The sequence below is a fragment of the Mycobacterium sp. IDUB_24 genome (assembly GCF_055419385.1).
This window is the reverse complement of sequence record NZ_JBVAXO010000001.1, coordinates 1,438,784-1,457,744: the sequence shown is the minus strand read 5'-3', so window position 1 is coordinate 1,457,744 and position 18,961 is coordinate 1,438,784. Positions and strand designations below refer to the sequence as shown.

The 18,961-nt window shown below is 67.3% G+C and carries 17 protein-coding genes and 1 tRNA gene; 8 read left to right on the top strand and 10 right to left on the bottom strand.

Annotated elements, in window-relative coordinates; genetic code table 11:
• Nucleotides 1–172: 172 nt before the first annotated feature.
• Nucleotides 173–421 (bottom strand): hypothetical protein, encoded by a 249-nt coding sequence (locus tag ACZYZF_RS07030; protein ID WP_463742899.1) that lies wholly within the window; start codon nucleotides 419–421, stop codon nucleotides 173–175.
• 235 nt (nucleotides 422–656) lie between these two features.
• On the opposite strand from ACZYZF_RS07030, the gene ACZYZF_RS07025 reads away from it, so the two are divergent.
• From ACZYZF_RS07025 to ACZYZF_RS07005, 5 genes are read left to right on the top strand one after another with little or no spacing between them, the layout of a single operon-like run.
• Nucleotides 657–1,946: a pyridoxal phosphate-dependent aminotransferase gene (locus tag ACZYZF_RS07025; protein ID WP_463742900.1), complete on the top strand. Its 1,290-nt coding sequence runs from the start codon at nucleotides 657–659 to the stop codon at nucleotides 1,944–1,946.
• Between the two features lie 40 nt (nucleotides 1,947–1,986).
• Nucleotides 1,987–3,228 carry a YibE/F family protein gene (locus ACZYZF_RS07020; RefSeq protein ID WP_463835009.1) on the top strand — a complete coding sequence of 414 codons (1,242 nt, stop codon included), beginning with the start codon at nucleotides 1,987–1,989 and terminating at the stop codon, nucleotides 3,226–3,228.
• Between the two features lie 42 nt (nucleotides 3,229–3,270).
• Nucleotides 3,271–3,795, top strand: coding sequence for a 2Fe-2S iron-sulfur cluster-binding protein (locus tag ACZYZF_RS07015; protein WP_463835008.1), 525 nt, complete (start codon nucleotides 3,271–3,273; stop codon nucleotides 3,793–3,795).
• On the top strand, nucleotides 3,792–4,787 hold the full coding sequence (locus ACZYZF_RS07010) for an FAD binding domain-containing protein (RefSeq protein WP_463835007.1): 996 nt from the start codon (nucleotides 3,792–3,794) through the stop codon (nucleotides 4,785–4,787). The genes ACZYZF_RS07015 and ACZYZF_RS07010 overlap by 4 nt, the downstream gene beginning before the upstream one ends.
• The gene (locus ACZYZF_RS07005) at nucleotides 4,784–6,886 is read left to right on the top strand and encodes a xanthine dehydrogenase family protein molybdopterin-binding subunit (protein ID WP_463835005.1); all 2,103 of its coding nucleotides are present in this window, start codon (nucleotides 4,784–4,786) and stop codon (nucleotides 6,884–6,886) included. The genes ACZYZF_RS07010 and ACZYZF_RS07005 overlap by 4 nt, the downstream gene beginning before the upstream one ends.
• 7 nt (nucleotides 6,887–6,893) lie before the next feature.
• On the opposite strand, the gene ACZYZF_RS07000 is transcribed toward ACZYZF_RS07005, so the two are convergent.
• From ACZYZF_RS07000 to ACZYZF_RS06965, 8 genes are all read right to left on the bottom strand, one after another.
• Nucleotides 6,894–7,262: a nuclear transport factor 2 family protein gene (locus ACZYZF_RS07000; RefSeq protein ID WP_463742905.1), complete on the bottom strand. Its 369-nt coding sequence runs from the start codon at nucleotides 7,260–7,262 to the stop codon at nucleotides 6,894–6,896.
• A gap of 18 nt (nucleotides 7,263–7,280) precedes the next feature.
• Nucleotides 7,281–8,033 carry a maleylpyruvate isomerase family mycothiol-dependent enzyme gene (locus ACZYZF_RS06995; RefSeq protein WP_463742906.1) on the bottom strand — a complete coding sequence of 251 codons (753 nt, stop codon included), beginning with the start codon at nucleotides 8,031–8,033 and terminating at the stop codon, nucleotides 7,281–7,283.
• 1 nt (nucleotide 8,034) lies between these two features.
• Nucleotides 8,035–9,345 carry a cytochrome P450 gene (locus ACZYZF_RS06990; protein ID WP_463742907.1) on the bottom strand — a complete coding sequence of 437 codons (1,311 nt, stop codon included), beginning with the start codon at nucleotides 9,343–9,345 and terminating at the stop codon, nucleotides 8,035–8,037.
• A gap of 38 nt (nucleotides 9,346–9,383) precedes the next feature.
• Nucleotides 9,384–10,715 (bottom strand): UDP-glucose dehydrogenase family protein, encoded by a 1,332-nt coding sequence (locus tag ACZYZF_RS06985; protein ID WP_463742908.1) that lies wholly within the window; start codon nucleotides 10,713–10,715, stop codon nucleotides 9,384–9,386.
• A gap of 75 nt (nucleotides 10,716–10,790) precedes the next feature.
• A complete protein-coding gene (locus ACZYZF_RS06980) occupies nucleotides 10,791–12,419 on the bottom strand; it encodes a DUF7159 family protein (protein ID WP_463742909.1) in 1,629 nt (542 codons plus the stop codon).
• A 221-nt stretch (nucleotides 12,420–12,640) separates the two neighbouring features.
• Nucleotides 12,641–13,984, bottom strand: a complete 1,344-nt coding sequence (locus tag ACZYZF_RS06975) for an ammonium transporter (protein ID WP_463742910.1) — start codon at nucleotides 13,982–13,984, stop codon at nucleotides 12,641–12,643.
• A gap of 314 nt (nucleotides 13,985–14,298) precedes the next feature.
• Nucleotides 14,299–14,868 carry a dCTP deaminase gene (gene dcd, locus ACZYZF_RS06970; protein ID WP_463742911.1) on the bottom strand — a complete coding sequence of 190 codons (570 nt, stop codon included), beginning with the start codon at nucleotides 14,866–14,868 and terminating at the stop codon, nucleotides 14,299–14,301.
• Nucleotides 14,869–14,884: 16 nt separating this feature from the next.
• The gene (locus tag ACZYZF_RS06965; protein ID WP_463835004.1) at nucleotides 14,885–15,874 is read right to left on the bottom strand and encodes a DUF7159 family protein; all 990 of its coding nucleotides are present in this window, start codon (nucleotides 15,872–15,874) and stop codon (nucleotides 14,885–14,887) included.
• A gap of 358 nt (nucleotides 15,875–16,232) precedes the next feature.
• Between ACZYZF_RS06965 and ACZYZF_RS06960 the strand changes: the two genes are divergently transcribed.
• Nucleotides 16,233–16,306 (top strand) — tRNA-Gly (locus tag ACZYZF_RS06960).
• Between the two features lie 326 nt (nucleotides 16,307–16,632).
• On the opposite strand, the gene ACZYZF_RS06955 is transcribed toward ACZYZF_RS06960, so the two are convergent.
• The gene (locus ACZYZF_RS06955; protein WP_463835003.1) at nucleotides 16,633–17,085 is read right to left on the bottom strand and encodes a hypothetical protein; all 453 of its coding nucleotides are present in this window, start codon (nucleotides 17,083–17,085) and stop codon (nucleotides 16,633–16,635) included.
• A gap of 73 nt (nucleotides 17,086–17,158) precedes the next feature.
• On the opposite strand from ACZYZF_RS06955, the gene ACZYZF_RS06950 reads away from it, so the two are divergent.
• A complete protein-coding gene (locus ACZYZF_RS06950; protein WP_463742914.1) occupies nucleotides 17,159–18,259 on the top strand; it encodes a TIGR03857 family LLM class F420-dependent oxidoreductase in 1,101 nt (366 codons plus the stop codon).
• Nucleotides 18,260–18,303: 44 nt separating this feature from the next.
• A complete protein-coding gene (locus tag ACZYZF_RS06945) occupies nucleotides 18,304–18,951 on the top strand; it encodes a TetR/AcrR family transcriptional regulator (protein ID WP_463835002.1) in 648 nt (215 codons plus the stop codon).
• The last annotated feature ends 10 nt before the right edge of the window (nucleotides 18,952–18,961 follow it).

Sequence of the window (18,961 nt, the reverse complement as noted above, 5' to 3'; positions counted from 1 at the left end):
CGGGGAGCGCGACGCGTGTCTCCGCCGGCATGTCCCTGCCCGACCACTGTGACGAGCGTGCAGCATATTGCGCCGTCCAGCGCGGATCAGTGAAAAATCCTGCACGCTCGTCACAGTGGACCTCAGGCAACATCGGGCCCGAAGCAGCTTCCGGCAGCGGTGCCGGTGGGCGTCAGCCTCCGCTGCCGCCGTAAGGCGGGGCCTTGACCGCAGGCGCCGCGACCGCGGGAGCGATCGTGCCGGTGTAGGTGACGGTCGTGGTTTCACCGAGGGTCATCGCTCCGCCCGAGACGACGGTCGCCGGGCCCTCCTGCTGCGCCCCGCCGAGGGTCGCAACGACGACGCCCATTGCGACGACGGCGCTCCCGCCGAGGACCGGGGCCAGGGTGCTGACCCGGAACATGCTGGTAATTCGTGCCATGTGATTGCCCATCGTGTCGAATGGTTGCCGACGCAAATACCCTTTGACCTGGGGAAATCGTCGGCCATTTGCGTTCCAGCCATGGTTGCGCAGGTTTTTGGCCGGCACGCGGCCACCCAAGCGGATCCACAGCGGTCTCGCATACGAATCCCAGGGACGCCCACATATGCCAGGTACCGGCAAATCGGCGGACTGTGGCGGTGGCCACCCACAAGATCGGCAAATTCCAAATTCGGTGGACGGTGATGAGACCATGGTGAGCGTGACTACCCATCAGTTGCCGTGGCAGACCGGTCAGCACCCGAAGCCGCGTACGTTTACCCAGTCCACGAAGCTGCAGGACGTCCTGTACGAGATCCGTGGACCGGTACACGAGCACGCCTCACGGCTGGAAGCTGAAGGGCACCGCATCCTCAAGCTCAACATCGGCAACCCCGCGCCGTTCGGCTTCGAGGCACCCGATGTGATCATGCGCGACATGATCCAAGCACTGCCGTATGCGCAGGGCTACTCCGATTCCAAGGGCATCGCCAGCGCCCGCCGCGCGGTGTTCACCAGGTACGAGCTGGTCGAGGGCTTCCCCAAGTTCGACATCGAAGACGTCTACCTGGGCAACGGTGTCTCCGAGCTCATCACGATGACGCTGCAGGCCCTGTTGGACAACGGCGACCAGGTGCTCATCCCGGCGCCCGACTACCCGTTGTGGACGGCATCGACCGCGCTGGCGGGCGGCACCCCGGTGCACTACATGTGCGACGAGACCCAGGGCTGGAATCCCGATGTCGCCGACATCGAGTCGAAGATCACCGAGCGCACCAAGGCGCTCGTGGTGATCAACCCGAACAACCCCACGGGTGCGGTGTACAGCCGCGAAACCCTGGAGCAGATGGTGGAGTTGGCGCGCAAGCATCAGCTCTTGCTGTTGGCCGACGAGATCTACGACAAGATCCTCTACGACGACGCCGAACACATCTCGCTGGCGACCCTGGCGCCCGACCTGCTGACCCTGACGTTCAACGGGCTGTCCAAGGCCTACCGGGTGGCGGGTTACCGCTCAGGCTGGCTGGTCATCACCGGGCCCAAGGAGCACGCGACCAGCTTCATCGAGGGCATCAGCCTGCTGTCGAATATGCGGCTGTGCCCGAATGTGCCTGCGCAGCATGCGATTCAGGTGGCCCTCGGTGGCCATCAGAGCATCGATGACCTGGTTCTGCCGGGCGGCCGGCTACTCGAGCAGCGCGACACCGCGTGGACCAAGCTCAACGAGATCCCCGGGGTGTCCTGTGTGAAGCCCTCCGGTGCGCTGTACGCGTTCCCCCGCCTGGATCCCGAGGTGCACGACATCCACGATGACGAGCAGCTGGTGCTCGATCTGTTGTTGCAGGAGAAGATCCTGCTGACCCAGGGCACGGGATTCAACTGGCCCACACCGGATCACCTGCGCATCGTCACCCTGCCGTGGGCCCGGGACCTGGCCCAGGCCATCGAGCGGCTCGGCAACTTCCTGGTGAGCTACCGCCAGTAGGCGCCAGGAACCCGACAGCCGCTCGCTCTACTCTGTCGGGGTGGCGCACACGCATTCCCACTCCCACTCGTTGGCCGGCCCGTCTCCGCTGGGTCCGCTGGCCGCCCGCATCGTCGTCGGCCTGTTGATCGCCATCGGGCTGGCGGTCATCGTCGGCGCCGGCGTGCTCTGGCCCAGCCATCAGAAGGTGGACATCCCGCTGCCCTTCCAGAACGCCGCGGGCGGGGCCGTCACCACCGAGGCCGGCCATGTCACATCCAGCACCCTGGCCGACTGCGGCAGCCCATCGGCGGGCGGCGTGTTGACGTCTGCACCGAGGCCTGCCGAGCCGGGCGGCGGCACGTGTGTGCAGAACCTGGTGGCCATCGATTCCGGCCCGAACCAGGGGGCCAAGACGCTGCTGGAGTTCACCACAGGTCCCGGGCAGCCGAATCTTGCTGCCGGGGACAGCATCCGGGTGAGCCGACAGGTCGACGAGGCCGGCACGACGACCTATGCGTTTTTCGACTACGAGCGCACCTGGCCCCTGATCGCCCTGGCCGCGGCGTTCACGGTGGTGATCGTGGCGGTGGCGCGGTGGCGCGGATTGCGCGCCATCGTCGGCATCGTGGTGGCCTTCGCGGTCCTGATGATCTTCCTGTTGCCCGCGCTGCGCGACGGCGCCCCCGCGATCCCGGTGTCACTGGTGGCCTCGGCAGCAATTCTGTACGCGGTGATCTATCTGGCCCACGGCGTGAGTCTGCGTACCAGCGCGGCCCTGCTCGGCACCCTGACCTCGCTACTGCTGGCGGCGATACTGTCCTGGGCGGCAATCGAATTGGCCCATCTGACGGGCTTGTCCGAAGACCAGAACAACGAGGTCGCGGCGTACATGGGCAACGTGTCCATCACCGGCTTGCTGCTGGCCGGGTTCATCATCGGCTCGCTCGGTGTGCTGAACGACGTGACCATCACCCAGGCCTCGGCGGTGTTCGAGCTCGCCGAGCACGGTGGGTCTCGGAGGTCGATCTTCGTCGGTGCGATGCGGGTGGGCAGTGACCACATCGCCAGCACGGTCTACACCCTGGTGCTGGCCTATGCCGGCAGTGCGATGCCGCTGCTGCTTTTGTTCAGCGTGGCCAACCGCTCACTGGGTGATGTGCTGACGGGTGAGAGCGTGGCGATCGAGATCGCCCGCTCCGCGGTGGGCGGCATCGCCTTGGCGCTGTCGGTCCCGTTGACGACGGGCATCGCCGCGGTGCTGGCGACACCGCGGGCCGGCAGGCAGACCAGCAGGCACTGACCCGACACGTTTGACTACCGTCGGCCGGGGTATTCGGCGACGGTGAGTCAGCCCAATCGTCACAGCAGTGTGGTCACGCTCGAAGTCGACGGAACCCGGCGCAGTCTGACCGTCGACAACCGCATGACGCTGCTCGACGCCCTGCGTGAGCGGCTCGGCGTCACAGCCCCGAAGAAGGGCTGCGACCACGGCCAGTGCGGCTCGTGCACCATCCTGCTCGACGGTCGCCGGGTGACCACCTGCCTGCTGCTGGCGGCAGCCGCCGACGGCGCGTCGGTCACCACGGCCGCCGGGCTCGAGCACGACGGTGAACTGCATCCGGTGGCCCAGGCGTTCTACGACGAAGACGGGTTCCAGTGCGGCTATTGCACACCAGGCCAGATATGTTCTGCGGTAGGCATGTTGGACGAAGCCAAGGCGGGTGCCCCGAGCTTCGTCACCGATGATCTCGAACTCCCACCGGCGCTGACCGATGACGAGATCCGCGAACGGATGAGTGGCAATCTGTGCCGGTGTGCGGCGTATCCGAACATCGTCGCGGCGATCGGGCTGGCGTCCACGCAATGAAACCGTTCGACTACCACCGCGCCACCAGCCCCGCCGAGGCGGTGGCGATGCTGACGGAGCACCCGCACGCCGCGTATCTCGCCGGTGGCACCAATCTGGTCGATCACATGAAGCTCGGCGTTGCGGAACCGGACCTGCTGGTCGATGTCAGCCGGCTCGATCTGGCGGAGACGGTGACCACGCCAGACGGCGGCGTGCGCATCGGTGCGAACGTCCGAAACAGCGATCTGGCCGCCAACCCGGTGATCCGCTCGCACTATCCGATGCTGGCGCGGGCCCTGCTGTCCGGTGCGTCAGGTCAATTGCGCAACGCTGCCACCACGGCCGGAAACCTGCTGCAGCGCACCCGGTGTGCCTACTTCCAAGATGTCACCACACCCTGCAACAAGCGGGTTCCCGGCAGCGGCTGCTCGGCGTTGGGCGGCTACGTCCGCTACCACGCGATCCTCGGGGCGTCCCCGCACTGCATCGCCGTGCACCCGTCGGACATGGCGGTGGCGATGTGCGCGCTGGACACGCAGGTGGTGATCGAGACCGGCGACGGGGAACGCCGGATACCGGTCGACGAGTTCTATCGCCTTCCGGGCGACCAACCGGACCGTGACACCGTGTTGGGGCACGGCGAGCTGATCACAGCGGTCGAGCTGCCCGCCGCGCCGGAAGGGGCGGCCTCGGATTACCGCAAGGTCCGTGATCGGGCGTCCTACGCGTTCGCGCTGGTGTCAGTAGCCGCCGAGCTGACTTTCACCTCGACGTTCCAGATCGGCTCGGCCCGCATCGCCTTGGGCGGTGTGGCGCACAAGCCGTGGCGGGCGCGGCGCGCCGAGCAGGTTCTCACCGGCGATCAACCCTCGGCGGAGACGTTCGCCGCGGCGGCCGACGCGGAGCTCAAGCAGGCCGAGCCGTTACCGGGCAACGAGTTCAAGGTTGCCCTGGCTCGCCGTACCTTGATCGCCCAGTTACGCATGCTGACCGAGCGGAGGCGGCCATGACCCTCGTCGAACCCCATGCCATCGGTCAGCCGCTGGCCCGCACCGATGGCCGGGCCAAGGTCACCGGAACCGCGCGCTACGCCTTCGAGCAGCAGGTCGAGCATCCGGCCTACCTGCATCCCATCCAGGCCACCATCGCACGTGGCCGCGTCGCGGCGATGGACACCACCGGAGCCCTCGCTCTCGACGGCGTACTCGACGTGTTGACCGTGTTCGACGCTCCCAGGCTCGCCGATACATCCGATGGCGAATTGGCGATCCTGCAGGACAACCAGGTGCACTTCCGCGGGCAGCTCATCGGTGGCGTCCTCGCCGAGACGGCCGAAATTGCCCGGGAGGCAAGCGCTCTGGTGCGAGTGGACTACGACGAGGAGTCGCACGACACGCAACTGTCCGCCGATCACCCCGGCCTGTACACCCCTGAGTCGGTCAATCCGTCGTTTCCTCCCGACACCGAACAGGGTGACGTCGACACGGCGCTGGCCACCGCCGAGGTGTCCGTCGATCAGACCTACCGCACGCCGATCGAGCACAACAATCCCATGGAGCCACACGCCTGTATCGCGCAGTGGGCGATACGCGACGGTCAACCCGCGGTGACTCTGTACGACTCCACCCAAGGTGTTCACGTCGTGCGCAAGACGCTGGCCCCACTGTTCGACCTGCAGCCCGAACAGCTGCGAGTGGTCGCCCCGCATGTGGGCGGCGGCTTCGGGTCCAAGGGAGCACCCCACGCCCACGATGTGCTGGCCGTGCTGGCTGCTCAGCGCTGCGACGGCCGCCCGGTGAAACTCGCATTGACCCGACAGCAGATGTTCTCACTCGTCGGCTACCGAACCCCCACCATTCAGCGGGTACGGCTGGGCGCCGACAAAGACGGCCGGCTCGTCGCCCTCGCCCACGAGGTGGTCGAACAGACCTCGGCGGTCAAGGAATTCGCCGAGCAGACGGGCGTGACGTCCCGCAAGATGTACGCCTGCCCGAACCGGCGCACGTCGCACCGGCTGGCCACGCTCGACGTTCCCGTTCCGTTCTGGATGCGGGCGCCGGGTGAGTGCCCGGGCACCTTCGCCGCCGAGGTGGCGATGGACGAACTCGCGGTGGCCTGCCATCTCGACCCGATCGAGCTGCGTGTCCGCAATGAACCCAAGGTGGATCCCGAAACGGGCAAGCCCTGGTCGGGGCGCCACCTGATCGAGTGCCTACGCGTCGGGGCTCAGCGCTTCGACTGGTCGCCGCGTGACCCGCGGCCTGCGAAATATCTTGCCGGCCATTGGTTTATCGGTACCGGGGTAGCCGCCGCGACCTATCCGGGCATGGCGATGGAGGGCAACACGGCCCGCATCACCCACATCGAGCAGGGCCGCTACACCGTGCAGATCGGTGCGGCCGACATCGGCACGGGCACCTGGACGGCGTTGACTCAGATCGCCGCCGATGCCCTGGATTGCGATGTTGCGGCGGTGGACCTGCAGATCGGGGACACGGATCTGCCGCAGGCTTCGGTGGCGGGCGGCTCGTCCGGCATCACCTCCTGGGGTTCGGCAATCGTGGCTGCCGCCAAGCAGTTTCGCCGCGAACACGGGGACCATCCACATATCGGTGTGACGGCTGAGGCGGAGGCACCGCAGAACCCCGACGCCGAGAAATTCACCGTGCAGTCGTTCGGCGCCCACTTCGTCGAGGCACACGTCAACTGCGACACCGGTGAGATCCGGATACCGCGGATGCTCGGGGTGTTCTCGGTGGGGCGTGCCATCAACGCGCGCACGCTGCGTTCCCAACTGATCGGCGGCATGTCCATGGGCTTGTCCATGGCGCTGCACGAGGAGAGCGTCCGTGACCCGCGCTTCGGGCATGTCGTCACGCAGGACCTCGCGTCGTACCACATCAGTGCGCACGCGGATGTTCCCGATGTCGACGCGATCTGGCTCGACGAGGTCGAGGAGCACCTGAATCCGATGGGCTCCCGCGGTGCGGGCGAGATCGGCATCGTCGGCGCCGCCGCGGCAGTGGTCAACGCCGTCTACCACGCCACCGGGGTGCGCGTCCGGGATCTGCCGGTCACTCTCGACAAGGTGCTCGCCGGCCTGCCCTGACGGCGTGTCAGCCCGCGAGGTCTTTTTCGGTGAGCTCGGTGGCCGCCAGGGCTGCGGCCAGGGTGTCGTGACGGAACGCCGACGTGACGTGGTCGTGCACCACCCGGAACGCCGCCGCGCCGGTGCGGGTGGTTCCGTCGGCCGCCATGATGGTCTGTTCGACGACGACCACGCCGTCGTGCACGAACATCCGCCCGGGCGTCACGGTGTCCCCGCCGGACGCGGCCCACTCACGCAGGGCGGCGTGCCCTTGGGCGGCACCGTTGGCGTCGCCCACCTCGATGTCATCGCTGGACAGCGCTATCAGGGTGTCGATGTCGTCCTCGTCCAGCGCGTCATGCCAGGCCAGAACCGTCGCGATCTCGGATGTGGTCATGAACGAAACCTACGCCTCTCAGAACGGTGTGCGGTCGAGCCAGGCGTCCCAGGTTGCGGTGTCGCCGAACACTTCCAGACCGAGGTCGGCAGCCGTGCCCCGGCGGGTGACCGCCATCAGTAGCTTGTGAGCCGGGCCCTTCAGCGCGACCGTGCCCTTGCCGTGACTGTGAGACCACCCGAGCCCGTCCTCGTCGTGCTCTACCGTCCACTCCCCCGTCGGCCCCAGGCCGTCGTCGGTCGCGTGCAGGTGGATGCTGGTGCCCAAAGCGAGCGGTACTCCGTGCCGTTTCTTGGCCATGCCGGTGGCGATCTCGAGCCATTCACTGACCGCGTCGGCGGCGAGATCGGCGGGTGGCACGAACTCGGTTCCCACGGCCAGTGCGGCGTCGGCGTGGTGTACCGCCGCCTCGTGAACGCGTCGCCGTACCCACCAACCCGCGGGTTTGGGGCCCAGGAAGGTCCACACCCTGGCGTCGGTGCCGATCTGGTCCACCGACTTGAGGACCTGGGCCGCACCCGCGTTGAGCCAGTCGATCGCGGCGTCCGGATCGTCGGGCGGCTTCCCTTCGTGGACCTCGCGGGGGTCGAGAGGTGAGACCCGGCGCTCGGAGATAATCTGTGCCGCCCAACGGTTTCCGCGCCCGACATGTCGGAACAGTTGCTTGAGCGTCCAGTCCGGGCACGTCGGCACCAGCGTCTCGGGATCGCTGGCGGCGATCAGTTCCCCGAAGCTCCGGGTCTGGTCGAGCAGAGCAGCTCGGAAGTCCACGTCACGAACCTACCGCTGTGCGTGCCTTTCCGAGTGTTATCGGCAGAGTCGACCAGCCGCGCAGGATCCGGGTGTCGCGGCGACTGCCTTCGCCGGCGGCCCGGGCGTCGGGGAAGCGATCGAAGAAGGTTTGCAGGCCTACCTGTCCTTCCGCCCTGGCCAGTGCCGCGCCGAGGCAGAAGTGCCGGCCGCCGGAGAACGACAGGTGCCGGCCCGCGTTGTCACGTTCGACGTCGAAACGGTGTGGGTCGGTGAAGACCGCGGGGTCGCGGTTGGCGCCCGCGAGATGCACGATGACGAGTTCCCCGGCCTGCACCGCGGTGCCGGCGACTTCGGTGTCGCGGAGGGCCACCCGCGCGCTCATCAGTACCGGGGAGTCGAGCCGCAGGATTTCCTCCACCGCGTTCGGCCACAGCTCGGGGCGGGCCGCCAGGGTCTGCAGGTGCTCAGGTTGGTCGAGCAGCATGCGGATTCCGTTGCCCAGCAGGTTGACCGTGGTCTCGAAGCCGGCCGCCAGCACCAGCCCGGCCAGCGCCCGCAGTTCCGACTCGTTGAGCGGTTCCCCGGCCGCTCCGGCATCGGAGGCCTGGATGATCTGGCTGAGCAGGTCATCGCCGGGATTGCGCCGCAGCCGGCGCAGGTGATCGGTCAGCCAGGTCTCGAATCCGTGGATGCCGGAGTTCACCTTCTGGTACTGCCGCCAGGTCAACCCGATGTCCAGGCTCGGGGCGCCTAGCTCACCGAAGCGCAGGATCTGGGGCCGGTCGGCGTCCGGTACGCCCAGGATGTCGCTGATCACCGCGACCGGCAGTTGGGCGCAGTACCGGTCCACGATGTCGACCACACCGCTGTCCATCGAGTCCAGCAGCTCGTTCGCGGTTTCCTCGACGCGTTCCCGGAGCCGGGCGACCGCGCGGGTGGTAAATACCGAGGAGACCAGCTTGCGGTAGCGGGTGTGATCTGGGGGTTCTGTCGCCAGCAGTGACGGCGGCAGCAGCGGGTGCAGCATCCCGGTGTCGGTCTTGTCGGCCACCCAGCGCAACGGTTTTGGCAGGTTGCCGCCCAGCCGCGACACCCGGAAGTCGTCGGAGCGCAGCAGGTCGGTGGCCACGTCGTGGTCGAACGTCATCAGGAGGGCGCGGCCACGCACCAGCGGTCCGCGACGGCGCATTTCGTCGGCGAACGGCGCCGGGTCGGCGCGCACCGCCGGGTCGGCGATCAACCGAGCCTGCGGATCGCCCCGACGCATGCCGACCGCAGAGATACCTCGTACCACCCCGTGCAGGGCCATCCACCGGATTCGTTCCCGCATGGCCCGAGCCTACGACCGCGGAATTTGTTCTACAAGTGTCAAACAGTGGCGACGGGGCGTCCCAGTGCGTACACCCGCCATCCGGCGTCCCGCCACCGCTCCGCATCCAGGCAATTGCGGCCGTCCACAACGACTTTGACCCGCACCGTGTCGGCCAGCTCGGCCGGGTCCAGGTCGACGAATTCGGCCCACTCGGTGAGCACCAGCACCGCGTCGGCCCGGTCGCAGGCTTCGATCACCGAGGTGGAGTAGTTCAGCGTCGGGAAAACCCGCTGTGAGTTGTCCATCGCCTTGGGGTCGTACACGTTTACCGCAGCCCCGTTCAGTTGCAGCATGCCGGCGACGTTGAGGGCAGGTGAATCGCGCACGTCGTCGGACTCGGGTTTGAATGCCGCGCCGAGGACGGCGATGTTGGCACCCAGCAGGGATCCACCGCAGGCCCGGGTGGTCAGTTCCACCATCGCGGTGCGACGACGCATGTTGATGCTGTCGACCTCGCGCAGGAAGGTCAGCGCGTGGTTTGCGCCGAGTTCGCCTGCACGGGCCATGAAAGCGCGGATGTCCTTCGGGAGGCAGCCACCGCCGAAACCCAGGCCCGCATTGAGGAACCGGCGCCCGATGCGTGGGTCGTAGCCCAGTGCGTCGGCCAGGAGGGTGACGTCAGCGCCGGCTGCTTCACACACTTCGGAGATCGCGTTGATGAACGAGATCTTGGTCGCCAGGAACGCGTTGGCCGACACCTTGACCAGTTCGGCAGTCTGCAGATCGGTGACGAGAAACGGCACGCCGTCCTCCATCAACGGGGCGTAGAGTTCGCGGACCGCTGCCTCCGCCCGAAGCGAATCGTGCTGCACCCCAACCACGATGCGGTCGGGGTGCAGGGTGTCGTGCACCGCGTAGCCTTCGCGGAGGAACTCCGGGTTCCAGGCCACCTCGACGTCGACCTCCGCGGGAGCCAGTGCCCGGGCCCGCTCAGCCAGGTCAGCGGCCGTGCCGACCGGAACGGTCGACTTGCCGACGATCACCGCGGACCGGCGCAGCCGCGGCACCAGGGTGTCGATGACGGCGTGCACGTGGCGTAGATCGGCGCTGTATTCGCCCTTCTTCTGCGGCGTACCGACGCCGAGAAAGTGCACATCGGCGAAATCGGCGGCCTCGTCATAGTCGGTGGTGAACCGCAGCCGCCCGGCAGAAAGGTTGTCGTTCAACACCTTGCGCAGGCCAGGTTCGTAGAACGGGATGTCACCGGCGGCCAGCTTGGCCACCTTGCCCGGGTCGATGTCGACCCCGATCACCTCGTGGCCGAGCTCGGCCATCCCCGCGGCATGTGTCGCGCCCAGATAGCCGGTACCGAATACGGTGCATCGCATACTGCCTGGATAGGCCGCAAGTATGAGCTAGCCGCTACGTGACACTGAGCGGCAGGCCAACGTCAGGTGACGGTTTCAGTGCCCGCCAAATGACGGGAAGGGCCACAGCCCACCGCCGTCACTGCCACCGCGCGAACCCCCGGACCGACCGGGGTTCCAATCGCCGGATCCCGAACCACCCGGGTTCCAGTCACCCGAGCCACTTGAACGACCGGGATTCCAGTCGCCCGAGCCCCGGCCGGGATTCCAATCGCCCGACCCGCGGCCCGGGTTCCAGCCTGAGCTCGGACCCGAGTCATCCGAACCTGAGCCCGGCCACTGCGGGGTTTCGGGTTCGTGGCGCGACGGGGGCTCCCACGGCCGCTGACGCTGCGGCGGATCCCACGGGGGACGGAAGATGTTCGGCAGTCGCGGTGCAGGCGGCAGCACGACCAGCGGCGGGATGTAGGGCGCCGGCGGGTTGTAGATCGGCGCCGGTGGGGGCGGTGCCACGGGAATCGGAGCGGGTGCTTCGGGGGCCGGAGCCGGAGCCTCGGGCGCCGGCGGCGGGGCCGCGGCGGGCTGCTCGACGTAGACCGTGCGCGGCGGTGCCTGCGGTGCGGGCGCCGGGGCCTCCTGGACCACCGGGATCGGCGCCTTGATGGTCTCTGGCGGCGGGGCTGGTGGCGGCGGTACCTGCGCTTGGGGCGGCGGCGCCGGGGCGGGGAGCTTGGCCGGGGCGCTGGGCGCCACGGCGCCCTGCGCCGGAGACGGGCGTTGATCGACCGTCGGCCGGATGCTCACGGCCAGCGAAATAACCAGCGCCACAACGCCAACCACGAACACCGACGTCAACGCGGAACCGACGAGCAGGAACGGTTTGCGCTCCTCTTCCATCGGCATCTCGTCGCCGACGAGTTCCACGCCGTCGAGCGGCGCATCGCCCAGCGGTGCCATCGCGGTGGCCAGACCGGCCAATGCGTAGGCGCTGCCCGCGGTGGTGCCGTCGGGATCCTGCGAATAAGCCAGCCCGACCGTGGTCGCTTCGAACGCGGGCGCGGTGGCCGAGGCCAGCGCTGCGCCGCGGGCCAGCGCCATCTCCGGCTCGTCTGGTGCGCTGACCGGCAGTGACACCAGGTTCTCCAGATGCGCCTTCACCGAGGCGACGTCCACACCGGAGCCCAGGACGAACATGCCGTCAGGCGCGGAATCGGAAGCTTCGACCGCCGCAGCCATATCGGTGAGCACGGCCATGGCGTCGGTGGTGTGCAGAGACTGCGCCAGCACCTTGACCACCGAACCGTCGTCGGTCTTCACCACCGACAGCGTCGCCGCATCACGGTCGATGAACAGCAGCGCCGTGGTGTCGTAGCCGACCGCGCGACCGACCGCCTGGGCCAGTGCCGCGGCGGCGTGGCTTTCGGAGACCAGCATGACGTCGTCGATGCCGTGCGCGGACAGTGCGTCGCGCAGAGCGGCCGCGTCCGAATGGTCCGTCCAGGTGACGCCGATCGACTTCAGATGATGCCCACCCGTGGTGGCGCTCTCCTGGGTTCCGAGGATGGCCGCGACCACCTGATCGGACGTACTGATGGTTGCCGAATCATCACCGGCGGTGACATCGAAGACGTCGTGATCGACGGTAACTCCGTCTGCCTTCTCCCCCTCGACCAGCACCATGCGGACTGTCGTAGGTGCCATCGCCACACCCAATACGATGTCCACCGAGCCCTCCAATGTGTTTGCTGCACTGCCTTTGTCGCCATTGCGCACACATTCCGCACGAACCGACAACTAGAACCTTTTTCGGTGTAACCAGCTTGATCGTTACACCCGTGCGCATTAGCTACAGCGCTGAGATTCTGGTCGGACCGCGACGGTGTGGTGCACGCCGGCGCCGGTTAGTTAGACCCTACTCGGCATTACGACAAAGAGCGCCGCCCGGTTCATCCCGCGCTGTCTTCCTCGGCCGGATCCGGGCGCTGCGTCAGGCTCCCGGGCTGGCCCAGCTGCCCGAGCGTCCCGCCGAACAATCCAGGTCGGCGGGCAGGCAGATGGCCGTGCACACCCTCGGCGTACGCGGTTTCGGCGTGCTGGGTGAAGTCGACGCCGGTGGTCTCATCCTCGGGGCTGAGGCGGAATCCCATGAACCGGTCGATGGCCTTGGCGAGCAGGTAGGACATCGTGAAGGCGTAGGCCGCCACCACGACCGCACCGAGCAGCTGCTTGCCCAGCTGCGTCAGCCCGCCGCCATAGAAGAGGCCCTGCGGACCTTGGGTCATGACCTCGGTGGCCAGGAATCCGATCAGCAGGACGCCGACCACGCCGCCGACGAAGTGCACGCCGACCACGTCGAGCGAGTCGTCGTAGCCGAACCGGAACTTCAGGCCGATCGCAAAGGAACACACCACACCGGCGGCCAGGCCCACCACGACCGCGCCAAGGGTGTTGACGGTGCCGCACGACGGGGTGATCGCCACCAGACCGGCCACGACACCGGAGGCCGCGCCGAACGTGGTCGGCTTGCCGTCGCGGACCTGCTCGACCGTCAGCCAGCCGAGCATGCCCAGGCAACCGGCCACCAGGGTGTTGAGGAAGATCGCGGCAGCGGTGCCGTTGGCGGCCAGCGCCGAGCCGGCGTTGAACCCGAACCAGCCGAACCACAGCAGACCGACACCGAGCAGCACGAAGGGCAGGTTGTGCGGGCGCATCGCGTCCTGTTTGAAGCCGATGCGGGGGCCGAGCACCAGGGCCAGTGCCAGGGCCGACGAGCCGGAGACGATTTCGACGACGAGGCCGCCGGCGTAGTCCAGCACGCCGAGCCCGGCCAGCCAGCCGCCCGGGCCCCAGACCCAGTGGGCGACGACGGCGTACACCGCGACCGCCCAGAGCGGGACGAACACCATCCAGGCGGCGAACTTCGCCCGGTCCGCGATGGCCCCGCTGACCAGGGCGGCAGTGATGATGGCGAAGGTCAGCTGGAACGTGGCGAACAGCAGTTCGGGTACCGAGCCGTGGGCGGTGCTGGGCGTGATGCCGAGCATGCCGAAGTGCTGCAGGCCGCCGATCAGGCCGCCGCCCGCGTCGTCGGAGAACGCCAGGGTGTAGCCGACCAGCAGCCAGGCCACCGTGACCAGCGGGATCGAGATGAAGCTCATCATGATCATGTTGAGCACGCCGGTGGTGCGGACCATGCCGCCGTAGAAGATGGCGAGGCCGGGGGTCATCAACAGGACCAGCGCGGTGCTGGCGAGCAGCCAGGCAGTGGCGGCCGGATCGATCTCGTGCACGTCGGGCTCCTTCGGTCCCGACGAGAATCTCCGGCGCGCGTTTCAGGTGCGCGGCGGGCGTGTTTCAGCCGTGTTTCGTGTTGCGGTGTGGTTACTGAAAGTTCACCGGATTTGCGCGGATGACGCTGGTGTCGCCGCTGGTGTCGCCGCTGGTGTCGCCGCTTTCTGCACCAGGGCTATTGATCGACAATTTCCACAGCCCAGGCGTAGAAATCGGTGCAGGCGTGGCTCGTCACCCCTCGCCCACTTCTACGCCAGGGCTGCGATCGGCGATTTCCGCAACCCACACGTAGAAATCGGTGCAGGCGCGCTGCCTAGGACTTGATGAAGTTCAAATGTGAGCGCGACGGCGTCGGGCCACGCTGACCCTGATATTTCGAGCCGACCTTGTCGCTGCCGTACGGGTGCTCGGCCGGACTGGTCAGCCGCAGCAGGCACAGCTGGCCGATCTTCATGCCGGGCCACAGCGTGATCGGCAGGTTGGCGACGTTGGACAGCTCCAGGGTGATGTGGCCAGAGAAGCCGGGGTCGATGAACCCCGCCGTCGAGTGCGTCAACAATCCGAGGCGCCCCAGCGAGGACTTTCCTTCGAGACGTCCGGCCAGGTCGTCGGGCAGCGTGCACACCTCGAGCGTGGAGCCGAGCACGAACTCGCCGGGGTGCAGCACGAACGGCTCCCCCTCGGTCGGTTCGACCAGCGTGGTCAGCTCGTCCTGCTGTTTGGCCGGGTCGATATGCGTGTAGCGGGTGTTGTTGAACACCCGGAACAGGCTGTCCAGGCGGACATCGACGCTCGACGGCTGCACCAGGGCATCGTCGAACGGCTCGATGGCCAGGCGTTTCGCGGTGATCTCGGCCCGGATGTCCCTATCGGAGAGCAGCACCCGACGAGCGTATCGGTTACCGACGGACCACCTGCGGCAACGGTGGCGCGACGCCGTCGTCATACGGCGTCGCCAAGGTTTTCTGAGCCGCCCGCCCAGCCAGAGGCTCCACCTTGCGTACCACGGCGTGGATCGGCGGCTCTGGCGGCGAGACCGGCGCAGTGTGTTCGGCCGGGGTCGACGCCTGCGACGGGTGGCTGCCGTCGTGCCCATTAACAGTGATCGCCAGGAACACCGACCCCGCCACAATCAGCACCGCTGTCGTCACGATCATGGCCAAGGTGCGCATCAGTGGGTCGCGCTTGGGCGCCGACGCCGCCTCGTCCCGAACGTCGGCGCTGGCAAGCAGCGCACCACGCGCCAGGAGGAGGGCTGCATCGTCACCGAGCACGACGGGGCGCGCCATCACTGAATTCGTTTCCTCGACAAGGCTTTCCGCGTTCGGGGCCGATCCCGCGATGGCAACTTCGGCGATCGGCTCGGGGAAGCTCTCGCACATGCCACGCAGCGCCAGCAGCGCGGTGGGCTGATCGGGTCCGTCCAAGCGGCGGCTACGGAATCGGCGTGTGCCGTCCTCACCTTCGGCCCCGATCACCGCAAGCATGGTCGCGTCGGGTTCCACCACGCACATCGCGATGGAATCGCAGTCAGCGATCTGGACGGTGTATTCGGCGGCGGCTTCGAATGCGTCGGCCGTGGAGACCGCCACCACCTTGGCGATACCCAGCTCCTCAAGGTCACCCAGGACCAGTTTGGCCTCACCGGCCACCGCATCGGTCCAGGTCAGCGCGACGCGCGTGACGGTGTGCCCATTGGCCGGCGCGGCGGCGCGGCTGTCGATCACCGCGTTGACGACGTGCTCGCGGAAGGTCGGATGCTCGACGCCGATGTGAGCTTCCGTGTCGAACGAGTCGTGGTCGATTACCGCGCCGTCGCCGTGGCTGCCCTCCACCAGGAGCAGCTGGGCGTCGCGCGAGGTCATGGCAATACCGATAGCAACATCCATGGGTAAAACCCCTCGGTTGGTTCGGTCCGATCTGCGGGCCTGTTCGCTCCATTCAGCGCCGGATGGAGCCCGTGACACCCACGGTAGAGCGGGCGCCTGAGAACGACAGCCCGATGTTTTACGTGACTCTCAGGGTCGGGCGTGAACAGCAATCATGTTCTGGGGTCATATGTTTCGCCACACGCTCCGTGGCCTCGGGTCCGCACTGGGCAGCCGTGCGTCGGGCGTGTCACCAACCTTCGCCAGTTCTCGACCATCACTCGGTGGACACCGGCGTCAATTTCTTAGACTCGCCGAGACGATATCCGCCCGGCTTACCCACGACCCGGGCCGTATTGCTATCCTTCGTCAGCACCATGCCGATGTAGTTCAATGGCAGAACATCAGCTTCCCAAGCTGAATACGCGGGTTCGATTCCCGTCATCGGCTCCATACATTCAGGTCAGCGCCGTATAGCGATTTGCCGGCTAACTCGAATCGGCGGACCAGTGATCACCCGCTGCACATAGTGGCATTCGGTGCTCCGAGCTGCGCGTGACCGAGCTGGTGTCGCGCGGCCTCGACGCCGAGCCATGCCCGACAACAGTTCCGGTAGACGTCGGAAGCTGTGCGGTGTCACCCATTTGAGGCGTTCGCGACGGGCGAGTGCTTCCCGCAGCGACGACCGGTCACTCCTCCAGCTCACCTGGCAAATCTGGCGCGCGATCATCGGAAACGACGTCGACCACACGAGTAGCATTACTACTTGTCGGGGACCATCAGCCGGAGGTACCGATCATGTTCGACTCGAAACGCTCGCTCGTCGTTACTGCCGCAGCAATACTGACGCTGGGCTTCAGCACCGCCGTCGCCAATGCCGACCCGCCAGCACCCGGCTCCGCCTGCGGCCCCGGCAAGGTGATCACGTCCGTCAACACCTGCGAGCCGCTCAACTCACCGTGCACGGGGTACGACGGCATGGTGATTGGGCGGGTGGCTGCTGACGGCCGGTGCGTGATTCCTGGGCTCGACGGCACCCGGTGGTAGGCCGGACCGGTAGCGGGCGAGTCGTCACCGACCGTCGATGATTGCCGCTGCTCCAGCACCAGAAACCCACGAAAGTGGTTGCAGCGCAATACTTCAGCGAACGATGGCGGACGGCATTCTTCACCGTCGTGCACGCGCTTGATCTTGCCAGCGCCCGGCTCACGCCGCCAGATCCTCCCATTCATTGAGAACCCTCATTGACAATTGTGCTCTCGGCAGCCGACAGTGCTAGGCATCCACGCGACGAGAGGCACGGAATTGAGCACGAACCACCCCGACGGCCAGCTCAACGAGCTCGGCTATTACGCCGTGACCCGCCACCCCGCGGATGTCCGGGTGGTCTTGCCCGAAGCCCGTACGGCGGACACGCTCGGCCTGGGCTCCTGCCACATCGGTGAACGCTTCACGGTGAAAGACCCGGCGGTCCTCTCGGGTGCGGTCGCGGGTGCCAGCACCACTCTGGGTATCGCGCCGTCGACGAACTACCACACGCGGCATCCCACGGTCACCGCGACGATCGGCTCGACGATGCACGCGCTCACCGAAGGCCGCTTCGCGATGGCGTTCGGGCGTGGGATGGCGGCGTACTGGCAGGCGATCGGCCTGCCGGTGGTGACCGAGGCCCGGCTGCGCGATTTTTTCGGCATCCTGCGCCGGCTCTGGGCCGGCGAGATGATCCTGGATCACGACGGTCCGGCCGGGAAGTGGCCGTTCCTGCGTCACGCCAGCGGCCTGCCCGACGGACCTCCGATCGGCCTGGTGGCGGTCGGCCCCAAGACGATGGAACTCGCCGGCGAGATCGCAGATTTCGTTGTGCTCCATACCTTTTTCTCCGATGAGGCGACGACGTCGTCGGTCGCGGCGGTACGCCGGGGTGCGGAACGCGCAGGCCGGGATCCCGACAGCGTCCGCATCTGGGCGTGCCTGGCGACAGTCCCCGACGCGTTGTCGCCGGAGGATCAGATGCGTCGCGGGGTCGGGCGGCTGGCCACCTACCTGCAGGCATACGCGGACGTGTTGGTGTCGGCCAACGGCTGGGATCCCGCGGTGTGGGAGCGGATCAAGCAGACCGAGCTGTTCGCCGATGCGGCCACTGCGGGGCCGATCGACGCCAGTGCCTCATTCGAGACGCTGCAGCGCATCGCCGAGTTGATCCCCACCGAATGGCTGGACTCGGTAGCCAAGGGATCACCACAGGACTGCGCGAAAACCATTGCCCGGCAGTATGACCTGGGCACTCATTCGGTCATCATGCATGGCGCGAGTCCGAACGAGCTCGCGCCCGTCGTGCAGGCATACCGGGACAACCGGCCGACCCTGCGCCGAGCGGTCGCGGCGAACCCTGGACGGTTCGCCTGAACACCCGCGAATCCCCGCAGGCCACCCGCGCTCGGGAACAGTGGGTGGCGGCGGTCCCGTCTGCCGACATTCAGTCGGCCGCGGGCACCCGGCTGAACAAGCGCGGGTTGGAGACCCGGGCACGCCTGCTCGACGTCGCCATCCACTGTCTGGCCGACAGCGGTGGCGAGCCGGTGTCGGCGAATCGCGTCGCCAAGGATGCGGGTGTCACTTGGGGCACGGTGCAGCATCAGTTCGGCGATCTGGACGGCCTGTGGGTGGCGGTGATCACCGAGATTCATTCCCGCAGTTGGTCATCCAATTCCGAGCCGTCGGTGCGCAATGGAACCCTGCGGGAACGGGTGACCGCAGCCATCGACTCGGTCTGGACGTACCTGGACACCACCGAGGGGCGGGCACTGACGGCGTTGCGCACCTCATTGCCCGCGCGTCGTTCCGACATCGCCGCCGAGTATCCGCTGACGGCTGCGGCTTTCGCGGCACGAGAACTCGATTGGATTCAAGGCTTCGACTACCTGATGGAGGGCCTCGACCTCGACCCGGACCAGCTGTACCGGGTGCGGTGCCTGTTGCCCGCCGCGATCCGGGGCCTGAGCAACGAACGTCAGATCGGTTTCACCTCGGACCTGGCGATCGCCCGCGCGACGTTGACCGACGCCGTGGTGGCGTTGCTATCCGAGCCGCGCTCGTAAACCTCCCCAG